The organism is Streptomyces sp. NPDC057963 (genome assembly GCF_042887155.1).
Taxonomy (GTDB): Bacteria; Actinomycetota; Actinomycetes; order Streptomycetales; family Streptomycetaceae; genus Streptomyces.
The window spans coordinates 506,650-524,490 of record NZ_JBHVPX010000005.1 but is presented as its reverse complement, the minus strand read 5'-3'; the positions used below and the strand labels follow the sequence as shown (position 1 = coordinate 524,490).

13 protein-coding genes are annotated in these 17,841 nt (G+C 67.1%); 3 read left to right on the top strand and 10 right to left on the bottom strand.

Translation table 11 applies throughout. The annotated features are described in order from the left end of the window. Nucleotides 1-14 precede the first annotated feature (14 nt). The 6 genes from ACFVT1_RS15345 to ACFVT1_RS15320 all read right to left on the bottom strand — a co-directional run bounded on the left by ACFVT1_RS15345 (nt 15) and on the right by ACFVT1_RS15320 (nt 6,949). The gene (locus tag ACFVT1_RS15345) at nt 15-950 is read right to left on the bottom strand and encodes an NAD-dependent epimerase/dehydratase family protein (RefSeq protein WP_389795362.1); all 936 of its coding nucleotides are present in this window, start codon (nt 948-950) and stop codon (nt 15-17) included. A 91-nt stretch (nt 951-1,041) separates the two neighbouring features. After that, nucleotides 1,042-2,160 carry a hypothetical protein gene (locus tag ACFVT1_RS15340; RefSeq protein WP_389795361.1) on the bottom strand — a complete coding sequence of 373 codons (1,119 nt, stop codon included), beginning with the start codon at nt 2,158-2,160 and terminating at the stop codon, nt 1,042-1,044. A 117-nt stretch (nt 2,161-2,277) separates the two neighbouring features. Further along, nucleotides 2,278-3,432, bottom strand: a complete 1,155-nt coding sequence (locus ACFVT1_RS15335; RefSeq protein ID WP_389795359.1) for a hypothetical protein — start codon at nt 3,430-3,432, stop codon at nt 2,278-2,280. A gap of 134 nt (nt 3,433-3,566) precedes the next feature. Then, nucleotides 3,567-4,847 (bottom strand): hypothetical protein, encoded by a 1,281-nt coding sequence (locus ACFVT1_RS15330; protein ID WP_389795357.1) that lies wholly within the window; start codon nt 4,845-4,847, stop codon nt 3,567-3,569. A gap of 34 nt (nt 4,848-4,881) precedes the next feature. Further along, nucleotides 4,882-5,724 (bottom strand): TauD/TfdA family dioxygenase, encoded by an 843-nt coding sequence (locus tag ACFVT1_RS15325; protein ID WP_389795355.1) that lies wholly within the window; start codon nt 5,722-5,724, stop codon nt 4,882-4,884. A 193-nt stretch (nt 5,725-5,917) separates the two neighbouring features. Next, nucleotides 5,918-6,949, bottom strand: a complete 1,032-nt coding sequence (locus ACFVT1_RS15320; protein ID WP_389795353.1) for a glycosyltransferase — start codon at nt 6,947-6,949, stop codon at nt 5,918-5,920. A 299-nt stretch (nt 6,950-7,248) separates the two neighbouring features. Between ACFVT1_RS15320 and ACFVT1_RS15315 the strand changes: the two genes are divergently transcribed. Then, entirely contained in the window at nt 7,249-9,318 is a 2,070-nt protein-coding gene (locus ACFVT1_RS15315) for a hypothetical protein (RefSeq protein WP_389795351.1), read from the top strand. On the opposite strand, the gene ACFVT1_RS15310 is transcribed toward ACFVT1_RS15315, so the two are convergent. The 4 genes from ACFVT1_RS15310 to ACFVT1_RS15295 form a co-directional block, all read right to left on the bottom strand. Next, entirely contained in the window at nt 9,303-11,099 is a 1,797-nt protein-coding gene (locus ACFVT1_RS15310) for an ATP-binding cassette domain-containing protein (protein ID WP_389795349.1), read from the bottom strand. The genes ACFVT1_RS15315 and ACFVT1_RS15310 overlap by 16 nt on opposite strands. A 32-nt stretch (nt 11,100-11,131) precedes the next feature. Continuing rightward, complete coding sequence (locus tag ACFVT1_RS15305) at nt 11,132-12,925, bottom strand: ABC transporter ATP-binding protein (protein WP_389795499.1); 1,794 nt, start codon at nt 12,923-12,925, stop codon at nt 11,132-11,134. Between the two features lie 282 nt (nt 12,926-13,207). Then, nucleotides 13,208-13,834, bottom strand: a complete 627-nt coding sequence (locus tag ACFVT1_RS15300) for a hypothetical protein (RefSeq protein WP_389795348.1) — start codon at nt 13,832-13,834, stop codon at nt 13,208-13,210. A gap of 149 nt (nt 13,835-13,983) precedes the next feature. Next, on the bottom strand, nt 13,984-14,691 hold the full coding sequence (locus ACFVT1_RS15295; RefSeq protein ID WP_389795346.1) for a hypothetical protein: 708 nt from the start codon (nt 14,689-14,691) through the stop codon (nt 13,984-13,986). A gap of 711 nt (nt 14,692-15,402) precedes the next feature. On the opposite strand from ACFVT1_RS15295, the gene ACFVT1_RS15290 reads away from it, so the two are divergent. Together ACFVT1_RS15290 and ACFVT1_RS15285 are read left to right on the top strand one after the other, a co-directional pair. Further along, the gene (locus ACFVT1_RS15290; RefSeq protein ID WP_389795344.1) at nt 15,403-16,656 is read left to right on the top strand and encodes an MFS transporter; all 1,254 of its coding nucleotides are present in this window, start codon (nt 15,403-15,405) and stop codon (nt 16,654-16,656) included. 7 nt (nt 16,657-16,663) lie between these two features. Beyond that, entirely contained in the window at nt 16,664-17,839 is a 1,176-nt protein-coding gene (locus tag ACFVT1_RS15285) for a radical SAM protein (RefSeq protein ID WP_389795342.1), read from the top strand. Nucleotides 17,840-17,841 lie beyond the last annotated feature (2 nt).

Below are 17,841 nucleotides of genomic sequence, written 5' to 3'. Positions count from 1 at the left end.
CGTAGTAATCGCGGCTACTTGAGAGTGTTGAGCGACCCCAGCTCGCGGGCCATGAGATCAATTCCGGCAGAGGGGTCAAGCGGTTCGAAATCGATAATCGTCCGGAGCAGTGATATGTCTGTCACCACGCTGCCGGTATCAGTTCCTGCGCTTTGCCCCTGTACGATGGAGATGGGAGAATCCGTAGCGCGGGCAACTCTTTCAATGACCTCGGTGATCGAGTACCCGATTCCGGAGCCGATGTTAATCGTTCCGGGTAGGCGTCGGCGGATTGAAATCAGATCAAGAGCCGCTCGCGTGAAGTCGTCCACATGGAGGAAATCTCTTGTCTGCCCTCCGTCGCCGTGTCGGTGGAACGGTTTTCCGGTCAGGGCGCAGCGGAATGCCGCTGACACCACTCCTTGCCCACGGGATTCCGGGAGGAGTCGACCATATATATTGGCGCAACGGAGTGAGCGGGTGGATAGTCCATGCACTCGTCGGTAGAATTCGAGGTACTGTTCACCGACCAGCCGCGACATCCCGTAGGGGGAAGTCGGCTCCGCGGCTTCCGATTCGGTCTTGAGCTGTGCTCCGGGCGCATACACGCCTCCGGCTGAAGACAGGAAGACCACTTCGGTCCCGGGGCTCAACGACCGCACTGTTTCGCAGACGCTGATCAGCAGGGAGAGAGTGCCGACCGCGTCGGCTGCCGGCTCGTCGACCGAGGGGACGGGGAAACGGCCACCAGCAGCGATGACGACGACGTCTGCACCATCCAGAAGAACCTCCGGAAGGTGATCGGTTCCGCTGCCGAGAATCAGCCGGACGTGACCGGGTGCGGCGTGCCGGTCTCGCAAGGAGAACGGATCGGACCGCCCTATCACGGTGACGTCCCAACCGCGGCGTCCCGCGCCAACGGCGAGAGCACTTCCCAGGAACCCAGCTCCCACAAGGGCAATCCGGGTCATGATCGCGCCTCCCGCTTCACCGGGGACTGCCGGCGGGTCGATTTGTTCCGGTCCGGCCGGCCGGTGGCGGCAGGCCCCTCGCCGAAGGCGATCATGACGTCTTTCCCCGCAGCAGTTCCTCCAGTCGGCGAACAACCGCCTCTTCACCGTCCGCAGTGAGTCCGCGGGGGTCGACCTCCAACTGGCCCAGATGCATCTTGAAATCGCGCAGGTAGACGGACGGCGTACCATCGACCATCTCCCTCGCGAGGGTCGTGGCGTTCCGGCCGGCCGTCATCGGATCGATGGTCAGCAGCACCCGGTAGATACCTCTCCCGGATTCGTCCCGGATCACCCGGGTGGAGAGGCCGGAGATCCTGTCCAGTCGGTCCGAGAGCCGCGCCATCCTGACTCGCTGGGCCTCGGCCCTCTCGTCCGCCGTGACGGACGTGTATTCCCGGATGGCCTGGAGCAGGCCCAGCAGGTTCTCTTTGCCGACCTTCATGGGCCGGGCAATACCGTGGTACTGCGCCCGGCAGGCTGCGATCAGGTCCGCGCGCCCACACACGAAACCAGAAGTGGGGGCGCCCAGCGCCTTGGGGCCGCTGTAGATCACCAGGTCGGCGCCCGACGCCGGCCAGCGGCGCAGGTCCTCCTCGCCCGCGGCGTCGACGATGACGGGGACGCCGTGCTCCCGGCCGACAGCGATCATCTCATCGAGGGACACCCCCTTGCGGTGGACAGCGTGGGTGTGAGAGGTGACGTATACCAGCGCCGCTGTCCGTTCCGTGATGGCGCCGGCGATGTGGCTGGCCGGTGTTTCATTGACGGCGCCCACTTCTACGGCACGCCCGCCGCCGAGTGCGATCATCTGGGTGATCGGAGCCCCGCCGTAGCTGATGGAATGACCCTTCTGCAGCACGATCTCGTTGGGCAGCCCGCCGGCATCGGGCAGGCGCTGGATACTCAGGGCATCGGTACCCGCGATACACGCGGCAACGGAAATGGCCATTCCCGCGGCTGCGCCCGTGATGGGGCATGCGCCCTCGGTCCCTGTCACCTCGGCCATGAAGTCACCGGCGGCCTGCCAGAGTTCATCCATGTTCACGTGGCACTTCGCGGCGTTGCCCATCGCCGCGACCACGCCCTCGCTGAGAGTGCAGCCCCCGAGCGGGGTCGAGTTGGCCTGCGCGGTCACTACAGGTCGGATTCCAATGTCCCGATACTCCATGATCTCACTCCATTGGCTAGCGGTCTGTTGGATGCGAATCGGCATACGGACAGGGCGTGCTGCACAGTCCCGCACTCGTCGGTCGCGCACTCGTCGGTCGCGCACAGGGGACGCGGCTCACCCCGTACGCAGCTCGGTGGCCAGCCAGTCCATGAAGCCGCTCAAGGTGACTTCATAGAGGCGCTCCATACGCCGGCCGGGCAGGTCGAGGCCGCCCGATTTCACCTGTTGCATGGCGTCCGCCAGGCTGTGGGCGTCGGGCTGGTCCAGAACGATCCCGAGGCCCTCCCGGGCGACCAGGTCACCGGAGAGTCCGAAGGGATCGATGATGGTCGGAATCCCGTGCAGCCAGGTGTCGCGGAGCCGCAGACGTACCGCGGTCTCGTTCTCAGCGCCGGGCTTTGCGACACACACATACGCCTGGGCGGCCTTGACGTATCGGTCGCGCTCGGAGAGCGGAAGCGGGGTCGTGTTCATGAGCACGCGGTCGGCAAGCCCCAGGTCGTCGATCCTCTTGCGGATCTCCCCGATGGTGGACCGGGTGTCTTCGATCGGAATCGCGTAGAGGAAGGCTGCGCTGGCGTTCACACCGCGCTCGCGCAGGATGTGCACCGCCTCCACCAGCATGAGCGGCTCGTAGAGGGCCCATATGCCGCCGGTCCACAGGAAGTCGGCCATGTGGTGCGGCACTGCGGCGTCCGCGACTTCGAGACTGTTTTCCGTGAAGCCGATGGGTACGGTGCTGATCATATGGCTCAACGTGCGGGAGCGGGCCACGTCGGCCGGCCTGATACGACCCAATGCGCAGAGGGTCGACAACAAGGCTGCCCGCTCGCCCTGAGAGCGGCAGATGAAGTGATGTGTCACCTGCAACTGGCGGTGGTAGGTGGCTACGAAGCGCTGGTGCCTGCCCGTCGCGTCACCATCGGCCAGCAAGGACGGAAAGTCCATGTGCTCGATAGGAGCCCGGCATTCACCAATGATCAACTTCCGTTGGGAAGCTGCCAGTTCGATGCGATCGCGGTCCGGGGTGTCGAAGAACATGACGGCTTGCGCCGTGGAGACGGCCCGCTCGGCGTCCTCACCCGCTGCGACTGTCTCCGCCTCGCCCAGGTACACGTTGTCGGTGTCCGACGGAGTGATCACGCGCACGTCGAATCGCGAACTCAGCACTTGGGTGATTTCGGCAAGACGCTGGCCCATGCCGGCGATCGATGTTTCGGAAAGGGAGTAGGAACCCGAGTCGATGACAAGGGCAGGCTTCTTCGGCATGTGGCTTTCCATCCGGGGCGCGTGCCCCTCGTCGAGGCGGAGTGGTCCTCAAGGGTTGTCACGCAGTCCCTGGTGGATCAGCGTGCGGTGCTGTAGCTGTCGGCGCACGCCCGCCAGGGATTACGGGACAGCCCTTAGCCCAGATCTGTGAAGTAGTGCGGGTCTCCGCAGACCTCAAGGACACGTCGGCCGCCCTTGCCGTCCTGGTGGAGGCCGTCCCGCGCGTTCCTGAACTCGTCGACGAGGGCGGTGACAGCCTCCGAACCGCCGCCGACGAAGGACAACTCACCTACCCCCAGCCGGAGTACGGGCCCCGGCGCTCCGGGCAGGTCGACCTGGACGTTGACCCGGATTCCGAGGTCGTACAGCGCCTGCGAGAAGCGGTCGGTGTCCGCGGCGGAGCCGATCTGCACCCACACCTGGTGGGTGCTGGTGGCATGCCCGTGGTCGTCGACCACGACATTGAACCCGGCCTCCCCGAGGAGGGCGCCGAACAGCCGGCCGTTGGCGAGCACCTGTGCCGCGTACCCGGCACCGAAGTGGCAGAACTCGGCCGCGGCGAAACCCAGGGCGAGGGTCTCCGCGAAATGGTGGCTGCTGACCATCCTGAACTGCGCGTCCCGCAGACGGTCCCGCAGCTCGGCGTCCCGGGTGATGAGGACGCCCTTGTGCGGACCGGGGAAGGTCTTGTGGGTCGAGCCGCCCGTGCTGTCCGCGCCCTCGTCGAGGGGGTTGGCCATCGCCCCGCCGAGGACCAACCCCAGGGTGTGGCTGCAGTCCACATGCAGCAGCGTGCTGGGGGAGTGCTCCTCGATGAGGCGGACGACGCCGGGCACATCCAGCTCATGGAGGCTGTTCTGCAGGTCGAGGTAGACCAGTCGCGGCTGCTCCTCGCGCAGGACACACCCAAGCCGTTCCGGATCGACGACGCCCCGGGTGACCGGCACGGTACGCGAGGAGAAACCGAGCCGCGCGGCGACGTCGGACGTCGCGTAGTGCCCTCCGGACGAGGCGTCGATGGACACCACCGTCGCGCCGGGCGGGCCTGCGAGGCCGGCCATGGCGATCATCATGGCCGACATCCCGGAGATGGGCCGTACGTTGACATGAGGCGCCCGGGCCAGGTGGGCGAGGCTGTTGAGGGCCAGATCCGTTTCCAGCTCGGCGGCCTCCTGGCCGCCGCGGAACTGCCAGAAGGCGGGGTCGAGCCGGTCGTTGAAGAAGTACCGGTTGTAGTAGTCGCCGCGCAGCGGAAGGTGCGCGAGCGGTGACATCCGGTTCTCGCTGGGTACGAGGTTCACGGCATCGACGGCGGCCCTCTCGTGCCGGCGGAACCGGGTGAGGACCTGCTGGATGTGCGCGGTGCTGCCCGCCTCGGCAGCGGGCGCCGTGCCGTGTCGGTGCGTTGTCTCCACCGTCTCTCCTTCGTCGGGAATCGGGGCGGCGCGGTCAGTGGGGGCCGGTGCGGCCGATTGCCGCGGGGGCCCTCGTATAGAGAGCCCTGACGAGGTGCCGGCGTGCGGCCGGGGCGTCCTCGTACGGTTGCCGGCCGTGCGAGAGCCGGTCGTTGCGGAAGACGAGAGCTTCGCCCGCTGCCAGACGCACCGACAGCCGGTACCGCGGTTCTTCGGATGCCGCACGGAGAAAGGCCAGCGCCCGGTGGAGTGCGCCGGGCGGCCCGGCCGAGAAGGCCCATTCACAGGTCTCGTTGTCCGTGTAGCGGGTCATGAGGTCACCGTTCGGCGCGGTGGAGAAAGCGGGGCCCGTGGCGCTCGCGTCGACGCCCGGAAGGGTGGCCCGGCGCGTGAGGACGTCGGGCGTGAGAAGTGCCTTCGCTGCCGCCGGGTCCGTCCTGCGGAGTTCGGCGAAGGCGGCGGGCGAATTGAAGAGCAGTGTCTCGCCGCCCCGGTGGGCGGCCCGGACGCAGTAGAGAACGGTGGTCTTGATGACGCCGATGGCATCGAGGAGGCCGTCGACGTGCCAGCCCTGCCCCGCGGTCGTACTGAAGCCCGGATGCCGGTCCCCGGCATCGCTGCGGATGTCACTGTAGGAGGCGGAGTACTCCCGTGCCTCCGCGTACTGGTAGAGGGCGGGAACGTACGGATCTCCCAGGTGCAGCGCGGCGGACAGGGTCTTGAGCGCGAGGTCGGCCTCTCCGGATCCCTCCATCGTGACGAGGGCGAATCCCCGCTCCCGAAGGGCTCTCACGAGGAGGTCCGGCGCCTTGTCCGCCGCGAAGTCCACGCGCCGCGCGCACTGTGTGTCCCTGAAGTCGGCCAGCAACTGACGCATGATCCTCACCCTTCTCCTGGCAGCGGGCGGGTTCCGGCCCCGGCCAGGACCTCGCCGGAGAGCCGAGCAGTGGGCCCGGCCTCGTCGGGACGGACGGCTTCGGGGGCGAACGTCGGAGCCTGTGGGGGGCGTCGGCAGGACTCGGCGACCCGAGTGGTCGTGCTGCTGCCGAAGGCCCCGTCGATCCGGACCATCACAGGATCTCCGTTCTCCTCAGTGGTTCCGTCAGCAGTTCGGTGCATTTCGCCAGTGGGGGAAGTGCCCGCATGCGCCGGGCGAACTCCCTGGCGGCCGTTCTGATCGCTGGGGAGTGCACGGCGGCGAGCAGGCTTTCGGCGAGGTTTTCCGGCGAGCAGTCCTCCCAGCGCAGCGCCGTGCCGAATCCGCAGGACCGGGTCCGTTCGGCGTTGAAGAACTGGTCGCTGTGGAACGGGGTGAGGTGGAGGGGGATGCCCCGGCTCAGCGCCGCGGTCATGGTGGAGAATCCGCCGTGCCCTACGACGAGATCGGCCCCGTCCATGAGCGGTTCGAGCGGGACGAACCCCAGGACGGTGGCGTACGAGAACCTGGAAGCCAGTCGGTCCGCGAGTCCGTCCGGGGCGGCCACCACGACCTCGGCGCCGCAGCCGCGCAATCCGCTGAGCGCGACACTCAGGAAGTCGAGATGGGGAACCGTCGTCGTGGTCCCCATGGTGATCAGGATGCGCGGGGCGCGACCGGCGGCCGGGCCGACGGGTTCGGCCGGTGTGTGCGGGGTGGGTGGGCGGAAGAACCGTGCGTTGGGGATGAGCCGGGCGTTCGCGCCGTAGAAGTCGGGATGCATCAACGACACACCCATGAGGGGCACTTGGTTCGCGCCGCTCCGGTCCGCCGGCAGCCCCAGCGCGGTACGCAGGGGGGCCATCAGGGCCCCCTCCCGTGTGAGCTGGCGCTCCAGCGCGGTGGTGGAGTCCGTCAGCATCGTCACATGGCGGACTCCGGCGGACTCCGCGGCCAGCAGGGCACCGCGCTCCGCGAAGTCACGTACGACCAGGTCCGGTTGGAACTCCCCGATGATGCGCGCGGTGTCCCGGTAGCTGATCCGGGCCATCCTCCGGTTGTGCTCGTCCCACCATCGCACCCGGGCAGGGCCGGGCGCCGGCGGGTCCACCGGAAAGGATTCCGCCCCCTTGGAGTAGCGGGGCACACCGGGTGGAAAGATCTCCTGCGGCAAAGCGTCGCTCACGGCCAGAGCCGTGTGGTGGCCCGCTCCGCGAAATTCATTCAACAGCGCTACGAGCGGTATCACATGTCCGATTCCGGGTGCTCCGGCGAAGAGGATTCTCATGGATGTCCCTCGTTCGGCTGGGGGATGTTCCCTACAGGACCAGATCAGCGAGCCCGGAGGCAATGGCCCGGCCAGAAGCTGCCATGTTCCTTGACCCGCGCTCGACGCCCACAGTTGGATTCGCTTCGAGACCGACGGGCGACGGTGAATCGGGTGGGGAGCCGTGAGGGATGTCGAACAGAGATGGTGCGGACAAGATGGCCGAAGTCTTGCACAACGATCCGGCCGGACTCTACGACCACTGTGATGAGCCGACCCGACGTCTCTACGAGCACGTCATTCTGGAGCTGGCGAACAGATCTGGAAAGTCCGTTCCGGATACGGCTCGTGCCGCCGTGAAGTTCTGTTCCCGGCGTCCCATGCAAGGGGAGGAGAGGGAAACAGAGGACGCTCACATCGGTTGGGCGCTGATCGGTGCGGGGCGGCCCGAGTTCCTGACAGCCATAGGCTGCCGACTTACCTGGCGCGACATTCTGATCTCCGGTTCCGAGAAGATCAGGTCCAGAGTTTATCTGGGTGTTCAACTTGCGCTGTCCGCAGCTCTCGTCTGGGCAGCGGCCCGGTTCGTCGTCCCCGCGCCGAGCTCGGTGTGGGGCTTCGTCAGTGTGCTTCTCCTGGTGCCCCTGATGATTCCGTTGAGTAAGTCGCTGCTCATGTCATTGCTGCAGATCGCACCCCTGCCCGTGCGGCCGCTCCCTAGGCTGGAGTGGCGGGACGGGGTGCCCGCGGAGTGCTTCACCTGCGTGGCGAGCCCCGTCATCGTGCAGAGCGAGCGGGACATCGCGTCGGCTCTGGAGACCGTGGAACGCAATCAGCGGGGCAACAGCGGGCCGAACATCGTCTACGCGCTGCTGATGGATCTCCCGGACTCCGACACCGAGTGGACGGACGCCGATTCCGCACTCGTCGAATTCGCGGAGCGCACCGTCCACGAGATGAATCAGAGCGTCGGTAGTACGACTTTCCACGTGCTGGTCCGGCGTCGTCTCTGGAATGCCAGAGAGCGGGTCTGGATGGGCTGGGAGCGCAAGCGCGGAAAACTTGAGGAGTTCAATCGCATCATTTCCGGAGCATGGCGGAGCACCAGCTTCATCCTCGATGAGCAGACCGTCGAAACCTTTCGCACCGTCACCTATGTCCTGACGCTCGACGCGGATGCCCGTCTTCAGCAGGGCGGTGTCCGCAAACTGGTGGGGACGCTCGCCCATCCGCTGAACTCATACGTCATTCTGCGCCCCGGTTCGGAATACGGGGAATCGGGCGGGCTCACGCGCTTCCAGTTGGCCACCGCAGGGCGTCCGAGCGGACTCTACGATGCCTCGCACAACCACACCTGTACCGGCTCCCGGCCGGCGACGTATCAGGACTACATGGGTCGAGATCTGTTCCTGGGACTCGGCGTGTACCACGTACGCACATTCATGGCGGCCCTGGACGGCAGAATTCCCGAGAATTCCGTACTCAGCCATGACAAGCTGGAAGGAATGCACACCCGTGTCGGGTACGTCCCGGACGTGGTCTATCTGGAGTGCCCACCGCAGGATTACCTGACACATCGCCGACGCCATCACCGATGGGTGCGCGGTGACTTCCATCTGCTCCCCTGGATCCTCGCTACGGGCCGGGGGAAGCACTGCGCCCTCGGAGCATTGAACAGATGGCACCTCCTCAACGACCTGATGGAGCATCTGCGCGGCAGCGCCGCGATCGCCCTCCTGGCCGTGGGGTGGCTCACCGGCCCGGCGACGGCGGTGACCCTGATCGTGCTTCTCGCGTTGAACGCGACCGTCCTGCTGCGTTCCGCCGTCGCGCTGCTGGAACTGCCGGGGCCGGATGCTCCGCGCGCGGACACGGTGTCACGCGTCGGTGGGACCCGGTGGCACACGCGCATGCGAACCGCTCGGGCAGGCTTCGCCCGGGAAGCGGTCCGCCGGGGCCTGTGGCTGGTGTTTCTCTGCGACTACAGCCTTTCCAACGCCGATGCGGTCCTCCGGTCTCTGTACCGCTCCTTCGTCAGCCGACGGAAGGTCCTGGAGTGGACCGCTTCGGCGAGCGACTCCCGGACCGTCGCCGCTCTGGGACCCGCCCGTCAGTGGCGCATGATGGCGGCCGCGCCCGCCCTTTCGCTGTGTCTGCTGGCCGCCGTCGCGGCCGTCGAGCCGGGGCATGTCCTGATCGCCGCGCCCTTCCTGCTCAGCTGGTGTGTCGCTCCCTGGCTCGCCGCCGCGCTGGCTGTGCCGGTCACCCCCGGTCAGTCGAGGCTGTAGGCCCGCGCCTGGATGTCGTACAGACCGCTGTAGGTGCCACCGAGCTCCATCAACTCCTCGTGCGTACCCTGCTCGACGAGCCTGCCGTCCCCGAGCACCAGGATGAGGTCGGCGCCTGCCACGGTGGAGAAGCGGTGCGAGATGATGACGGTGATGCCGCCCGTCCGGCGGGCCAGCGCGGAGGCATGGCGCATGTAGTGCTCGAAGATGGCGTGTTCGCTCGGGGCGTCGAGTGACGCCGTGGGCTCGTCCAGAAGGAACAGCAAGGGATCGCTGCGCATGCCGGCCCGGGCGAGAGCCGCTTTCTGCCACTGCCCCTCCGACAGATCGACGCCCCCGAAGGTCTGCCCCAACGGGGTTTCCAGGCCTTGGGGCAGGGCTGCGACCAGGGCTTCGGCATCAGCGGCACGGATGGCCCGCTCCACCCTGGAGCCGTCCCCCAGGTGAGGGAGATCCCCCAGCCCCACGGATTCCCGCAGTGTCGTCTGCGGGTAGCGGCCGAAGTCCTGGAAGGCCGCACTGGTGCGGGCGCGCCACAGCGCGGTGTCCAGCTCCGTGAGGTCGGTGCCGTCGACCTCGATGGTGCCCGTGGTGGGGCGGTAGAACTTGCACAGCAGCTTTCCCAGCGTGGACTTGCCCGAGCCGAACTCGCCCACGACGGCGACAACGGAACCGGCCGGAAGGGTGAGGTCCAGGGCTTCCAGGGCCGGTCTGCGGCTGCCGGGGTGGGCGTAGCCGACGTTCTTCAGAGAGATGCCCGTCCGCAGAACCGCGGGCGGGGGTCGCTTACCGGCGGCGCGGGACCGCTCGGCTGCCGCGTAGCCGCGCAACCACGTGTACGCGTGCATCAGCCTCTCCGCTTCGAGTGCTTCCCCGGCCGAGTTGACCGCGGCCTGGACGGCCGACTCCAGGGTCGCCGCCACGGACACGGCCAGGATCAGGTCTCCGGCGGAGGCGGAACCCCGTGCGTAGGAATGGACCACCACGGTCAGTGCGCCGGCGAACCCGAGGGCGAAGGCGGCCCAGCCGACCAGGCGCCAGCAGGTCGCACGCAACCGGGCACGGGAGCGGACGGCCATCACATCGTCCCAGGCCGCGGCGTGCCTGCGGGCCAGTTCGTCCCCGGCTCGGGCCACACGGATTTCCTTGCCCGCCTCGGCGGAGGTCGTGAGGTCGAAGAGGTGCCGTTGCAGTCGGAAGGCCTCCGCGCTGTCGATCTCCGCCTGGTTCACCAGGGTGCGGCCCCGTCTGTTGCACCACAGGGGGACGACGGCGAAGACGACGAGGCCGATCAGCCAGGGACTCACCGTACCCATCAGCAGCAGCACGAGACCCAGTCGCAGGGCGGTGAAGACGGCGGTGATCGCGGCCCAGGCACCTTCGACGACCCCCCAGGCCGACCCGCGCAGCAGTGTCACACGGTCCAGATAGTCGCTGCGCTCCAAGTGCTCGATACCGTCCAGCGTGGCGATGTCCCGCGCGATGCGCGGCTTGAGCCGTGTCTCGGCGACCTGGTCGATGACGCGATTGCGCATGCTGATGTGGAGCGAATTGACGACGGCGGTCAGTGTGCAGATCGCTGCGGCCGCTGCGGCCGCCGCGACGGCTGTTCCGACCACACCGCGGGTCGTGGCGTCGACGGCGGCGCGCAGCGCGAGGGGGAGCCCTGCGGACGAGACCAGCAGAGCGATGTCGAGCAGGAACAACCCGCAGGTCAGGACAGGAGTGGTTTGCCAGGACAGGCGCAGCATCGCGACCGTGGACCTGATGTGCTGATTCACCGGATTCACCGGATTCACCGGATTCACCGGATTCACCGGACTTCGCCTTCCTGGATCAGCTGGTCGAAGCCTTCGCGGAACCGTGACGCCTGTGTGAGGAACAGGTCCGCGTATGTTCCTCCGAGGGCCATGAGCTCGTCATGGGTGCCGCACTCGGTGACGCGGCCGCCGTCGAGGAGCACGATGCGGTCGGCCTGCCGGACCGTGGACAGTCGGTGCGAGATGAGAACGACGCTCGCGTCGTCCCGGTGCGCGGCCAGTCGCTTGAAGACCTCGAACTCCGTACGTACGTCCAGATGCGCCGTGGGCTCGTCGAGAACCAGGACGCGAGCGCCGCTGCGGACCGCGTACAGGGCGCGCGCCAGGACGACCTGCTGCCACTGACCACCGGAGAGGTCGACCCCGCCTGCGCAGGAGCGGGAGAGCGGAGTGTCCCAGCCGTGCGGCAGCCGGCTGAGGACTTCACGGAGCCCGGCCTCCCCGGCCGCCGCTTCGACGGTGGCCCGGTCCGCCGGGCGTCCGGCACGGCCCAGCGAAACGTTCTCCGCCGCGGAGAACCGGTAGCGCACGAAATCCTGGAACACCACGGACAGTTGCCTGTGCCACTCGGCTGCAGCGACCCGGGCGATGTCCGTCCCGTCGGCGGTGATCCGGCCGGACGTGGGCCGGTACAGCCCCGACAGCAGCTTGATCAGGGTGGACTTGCCCGCCCCGTTGAAGCCGACGATCGCGAGCAGTTCGCCGGGTCGGATCTCAAGGTCCAACTCCTTGAGGATCTGCCGCTCGGTGCCGGGGTAGGTGAAGGAGACCCGTTCGAAGCGGACCAGGGGGGATCCGGGACCGACCGGCAAGCTGTCGGGGGCCTTGTCGCAGTCGGCGGAGAGTTCGGCGCGCAGTCTCTCGTAGGCCCGCAGTCCCACGAGCCCTCCCTCGACGTCGAAGACGTCGGTGGGGACGAGCGTCTGCAGCAGCGCCCAGCCGGCCATCAGTACCGTCGTGAGACCGGCCACCGGGAAATCACCGCGTGCGGCGCTCGACACCACCAGCAGGTACGCCGTGGCGAGCGGGGGACCGATGATCACAGCCGTGATCCACTGTTCACGGTTGTTGCGGGCCTCGGCCGCCCAACGGGGCCGGAACATCGCCAGAGCGTGCGCCCGGGACCGGTCGACGGCCCAGTCGGCGAGACCGAAGGTGCGGACCTCCTTGCCACCCGTCCACTCCGTGGCCAGCCTGCTCCAGTGATCGGCGCGGATCCCCTCCATCACCCCTTTCTGCTGCACCGCGATGTGGCGGACACATTGATGGCGCGCGAAGGCGCGGCTGGCCAGGGCAGGCCCGAGCAGCGCGGGGACCAGCCACCAGGCGTAGCCGGCGAGCAGGGTGCAGGACGCGGCTGCTCCCAGGAAGCGGATGAGCAGGTCGAGTTGGGCCGTGGCCCCGAGACCGGGGGTGCGCTCCACGCGTGACTGGCGGTCGGCCTGGGCGATCCGCAGCAGCTTCTGGACGCGCGGGCGTTCCAGTACGTCGATGGACCGGGTGCCGGCCGCGAGCCGGATCAGGGCCGAGCGGTGGGTGCCGTCGATGCGCTGGACAGCCAGATGGCGGAGCGTATCGGCGACGCTGCGGGCGGACCGGCCGACGAAGACGACTGCGGCGAAGGCCGTTAGTGGTACGACGCAGGCGGCCAGTACGTCATCACGCGGTACATCGAGGAGGCTGCCCACCAGCAGGCCGGTGGCCAGTGCGATACCGGTCGGTGCCATCGCGCTCGCCAGGAGTGCTCCTGCGAGCGCGAGGAGGAGAGGTCCTCGCGCCGCGCGCATGGCGTTCACCAACAGCAGCCTGTCCCTCAGGAACCCGGCCGCCCGCCGTCCGACTGGGATCAAGGGCCCGGCCTCAGTACCGACGGCAGCCGACAGGGGCCGGTTGTTCTCGGACGGGAGCAGGTCATGCCGTGTCTCCAAGAAGTCGTGGGAACGAATCCTGGAGCAGTGTGCCGCGCAACCGGCCGACCGGGGCCGTGCGGGCGGTGAAGTGGCAGGAGGCTGCCGCGGTGGACGGGGTCGGATGCCGTAGCGCTGCGGGGCACGGTCAAGGCCCTGCGCTCACAGCCAGTTGCGTTGCGCTGCGATCAGGCCGGCCTGGAAACGGCTCCGCGCCTGAAGCTGTGTCATCAGGCGGGACACGACCCGTCGGTAGGTCCGCAGCGCCATGCCCAGTTCCCGGGCGGCGGCCTCGTCCGTGGCCCCTTGGGCGAGTTGTTGCAGGACGTCCTGCACGCGGGGTTCCCGCAGGGGGTTCTCCCGCGAAGGGGCGGTGGCATCGCTCGGCGGGGGAAGCCGGCTCACGAGTGAGGTGGCGATCAGCGGCGCAAATGGCAGGTTCTGGCCAATCAATGCGCCCTCTGAGTAGTCGCACTTGTTACGGGCGACAACGAGCGTCCGTCGATCGATGACTGCCATGCGTGTGACGGACTCCGGAATGCGTAAAAATTCGACGCCGGTCCTCCCGAGGCGGGCGATTTCTTTTTCCGGAGACGTCCTGGAGGTCTTTGTGGCGGGTGCGGCGAAGACGCGTACACGAAGCTCGGATTTTCCTGCGGAACAGGCGGCTGCAAAATCCTCCGAATTATCGTCCCAGGTGAATTCGCCCGGAAGGGTGAGAATGACCTCCCGGCGCGCACTGTTTATTGCTGCGTGGACCTGTGTCGGATTCAGGGATTGGAAGAACACTTATCTTCTCCACGTTGGAGCGAGCGCCGGTAACTGTGAGGCGGAGGGCGCAGGCGGCTGGCTCTGTTCTCGGTTCCGAGCATGGCTGAAGTATGGAGATATCGAGTGGTTCCCATAAGTACGTATGCGCTTACATCGAAGGCATGGGTTTATGCCTGTGTGGTGTGCGAAGAATAGATCCAGTAGTAATGACCCGATACGCGCACCGGGCCGGGCGGGCACATCGGGCTCTCTCGTCGAGGTTGCCTCGGTGCGGCCGGCGCGGCCTCGGCGGTGCCGCCGAGGCGTTCTGGCCACTGGTGGGCGCCCGCAGACGCCAGGGTCCGGAAGCCCATGCTCAGGCGGGTGATGGGAGTGCCGTCGAATGAGTCTCCGCATCGTTCGTTCATGCCGTCGAGGGCGTCGGCTGCCCTGTACTCGGCGTCGGCTGCCCCGTACTCGGTGTCGGCCCTCTCGTGCTCCGGGCGCATGGCGGTGCTGTCGGCGGACGCGGGTGAGGGGTGCCCCGGTAGTCCGCCCTGCTCGGGGTGCGGCCGAACTCCCCGCCGCCGCGGTGTCGTGAGCCGAATGGCATGGAGTTCCACAGGTGACCTGCCGGGGATGAGCGTTGGCTGGGTATGGAAATTATCTGCGTCATCCCTCATCGACGTGTGCGTCGACGAGGGATGCGCGCGGGGGCTGGAGTCGACGTTCTTGTGAATCGACTGACAGTGGTGACTCTTTCGGTGGCTCTCCGGAATTGATTCCTGATGGTCGGCGCCGAGGCCTTCGGGATCGGAAAGATCCAGGGTGTCACTGGTGGCTCTGTCGGAAGGGGATTTATTGACGCCATAACGAGGATTCACGAATTCCACCATGGCTGCATGTTAGCAGAGCTCAGTGCGCCGCAATGGGGGGATTTCGGCCACTCGGTGGCATTGAAGGCTGCGGAGTGGGCGATAGCAGGGAAGATCAAGTTGAATGCCTGACATGTAACTCGACGTGCCTGTTGGTCAGGTTTGGTGTACCAGGAAGGCTGAAAGTACTGTGTTTATTGAAAAGAATGAGGTGACCTGTCGGCGCCGCGGAGTGGGGGCGGGCGGTGGTGTACCCGGTGGTTGATATTCGGCCATGACCGCGAAAGTTGCAGGTGAATGGCGGTCAAGCGGTCCTGATAAGGCCGTCGGAGGCGCGGTGGAGAAGTCGGCACGCCTATGCGCGGGGCGAGTTGGATGCTGTTGACACCGAGTCGGGGGTGCGCTTCACTCTTCATCGCGCATATGCCAGTGCAGGGCAAATCTCCACGTAGAGCGAGTCTCGTGGGTGCGCCGCGTCCTGGAGCCGTGCCCGTTCGCCGGGTCGGTTCCCGGCGTTGGGAGTTCTGGGGCGTGGGCCCGCTTCCTTCGTTGTGAGCCGGGTCTTCCCTTGGGTTGAAACCTGTCAGTGGCCAGATGTGCGCGCAGGCCGTACCGAACGATCGGCGTTGTGCCGCTGTCTCTACGCAGCGGTCCGCGTGGCCACACCGATGCGTCGGCCGGTGCCCCGGTCCGCCCCGGATACGCCCGGGCAAGTGAGGAAGGAGTCGGCGCATGGTGAAGCCGCTGCTGCGCGATCCGAACCTGAGACGGTTCATCCTCGCGCGATCGCTCTCCCGGGCCGGTGACGCCGTGTTCCCCATCGGGCTCACCGCGGTCATGGTCGAGCAGGACTTCAGCGCGTCGGCCGTGGGCCTCGTACTGGGCGCCTCCTTGGTCCCGGTCGTGGCACTGATGCTCGTCGGCGGAGTCCTGCTCGACCACTTCCGGCCCCGGACTCCCATGGTGATCGCGGACTCGGCGAGGTTCGCGCTGCAGGCCGTTCTTTCCCTGCTGTTCCTCGCGGGCAGGCCGGCGCTGTGGCAGATCGTCGTGATCACCCTGTGCACCGGAGTGGCCCAGGCTCTCTTCCAGCCCGGGGCGGGAAGTTTGCTCAAGCAGATTGTTCAGGGTGACACCCAGCCGGCCAATGCCGCCGTACGGTCGGCGGAGTCCGTCGTTTCCCTGGCGGCACCCGCGGCAGCCGGGTTCGTCATCATGGCGGCCTCGGCTCCGGCTGTCATCGCACTGGACGCGCTTTCGTTCGCGGCCAGCGCTGTGCTTTTATGGCGCATTCGTCTGGTGGCCGTCCGGAAGCCGGTGGGCCGGCCCGATGTCCGACGCGAACTCAAGGTCGGCTGGCGAGAGTTCTCGGCGCGGCCCTGGCTGTGGTCGACGGTGTGCGTCTTCGCACTGTTCGGACTTCTGGTATTCGGTCCCTTCGATGTGCTCAAGGCAGTTCTGCTCATCGAGAGATTCGGGGCGACGATCTATGGGGTGCTGATCTCGGCCTTCAGCCTCGGGGCTGTGGTCGGTGGCATGCTCGCGTGGTGGTTCAAGCCCGCCAGACCCCTGGCGGTCGGCGTGCTGGGCCTGCTGGCATTCGCACCACTGCCTGCGGGGATCGCCTGTCGGGCTCCTCTTTTCCTGCTCGCCCTCTTCTTCGTCATGGGCGGAGCGGCGAACGCCTTCTGGGCTGTGATGTGGGCGACCACCGTCCAGTCGCACTCCCCGCCGCACGCACTCAGCCGCATCCACTCCTACGACGTCATCGGTTCGATCGGCCTGGTCCCCGCAGGGCGGGCCCTGGCGGGTCCCGTCGCGGCGGGGATCGGTGCGTCGGCCGTGCTGCTGAGTTCCACCGCCTTTCTCCTGGCGGGGTGCGTGGCCCTGCTGCTCGTACCCGCCGTCGTCCGCCTGCGCCGGCCCGTAGGAGCCGGACCGGTCGCGCACGGCGTCGAACCAACCGTTGATTCCCGTCGAACTTAGGGGTTCCGTGTATCCGCAGACACGTCGCACGCTCACCGACAAAGAGTTCGCCGACATCAAGCACACGGTGTCGATCCGGTCCAAGTCGCGGGCCCGGCTGCGCACCGACGCCTCCTACGCCTCGAAGGTGCCGCGCGAGGTGAGCCTGCAGCTCACCTACCGCTGCAACCTGCGCTGCACCCACTGCTACCAGTGGAACGACCAGGGCTTCTTCCGTGACTGGGATGTCGCCAAGCAACGGACGGAGTTGGACACGCGCGTGGTCGAGGACGTCCTCTCGGCGACGGCGGAAGTCAGGGGGAAGCTGTTCCTGTGGGGCGGTGAGCCGCTGATGCACCAGCGCTTCGACGAGGTCTCCCGGCTCATCGAGCGCTATCCGCGAACGGTCAACATGTGCACCAACGGACTCCTCTTCGAGCGCAAGATGGACGACCTGCTGAGGATCGGCAGCCACATGAACCTCCTGGTCAGCCTCGACGGGCTGGGAGCCGACCACGAACTGCTGCGGGGCAAGGGCACGTTCGGACGGACCGTGCGCAACATCCAGGCGATGCTCGACCTGAAGCGGCAGGGGAAGTTCCTGGGCGAGGTGTCCGTCTCCTGCATGGTGTCGGAAGCCACCGTGCACCGCATGTACGAGTTCATGGAGTGGGCCGAGGAGGTCGGCGTCAACACCGTCTACTTCCAGTTTCCCTGGTACATCAGCCCGGACGTGGCGCACTCCATGGACGAGGTGTACCGCGAGCACTTCGCCTGGCTGGAGCCCGAAACCGGAACGGCGCAGCCGACGTGGCACTCGTACACCTATCGACTGCCCGAAGAGCTGATCCCGGTGCTGCGGGACTCGATGGCGCGGCTTGCGGGGAGGGTGTGGGGACCGCGTGTCCGCTACCAGCCGCAGCTGGAGGAGAACGAGGTCGAGTCCTTCATCCGGGGAACTTCGCAGCCGGCCCAGCAGCGCAAGCGCTGCCTGGCCGTCACCAACCGCATGGAGGTCCATGCCGACGGCAACGTCAGCTCCTGCAAGTTCTTTCCGGAGTTCGTGGTGGGGAATCTCTACGACACCCCCGTGGTCGACCTCTGGCAGAGCGAAAAATTCCGGCGGGTTCGTTCGATCCTCGCCGAGACCGGGATGATGCCGGTCTGCTCGAAGTGCATTCTCCTCTATCTGAACGGAGTGTGAGT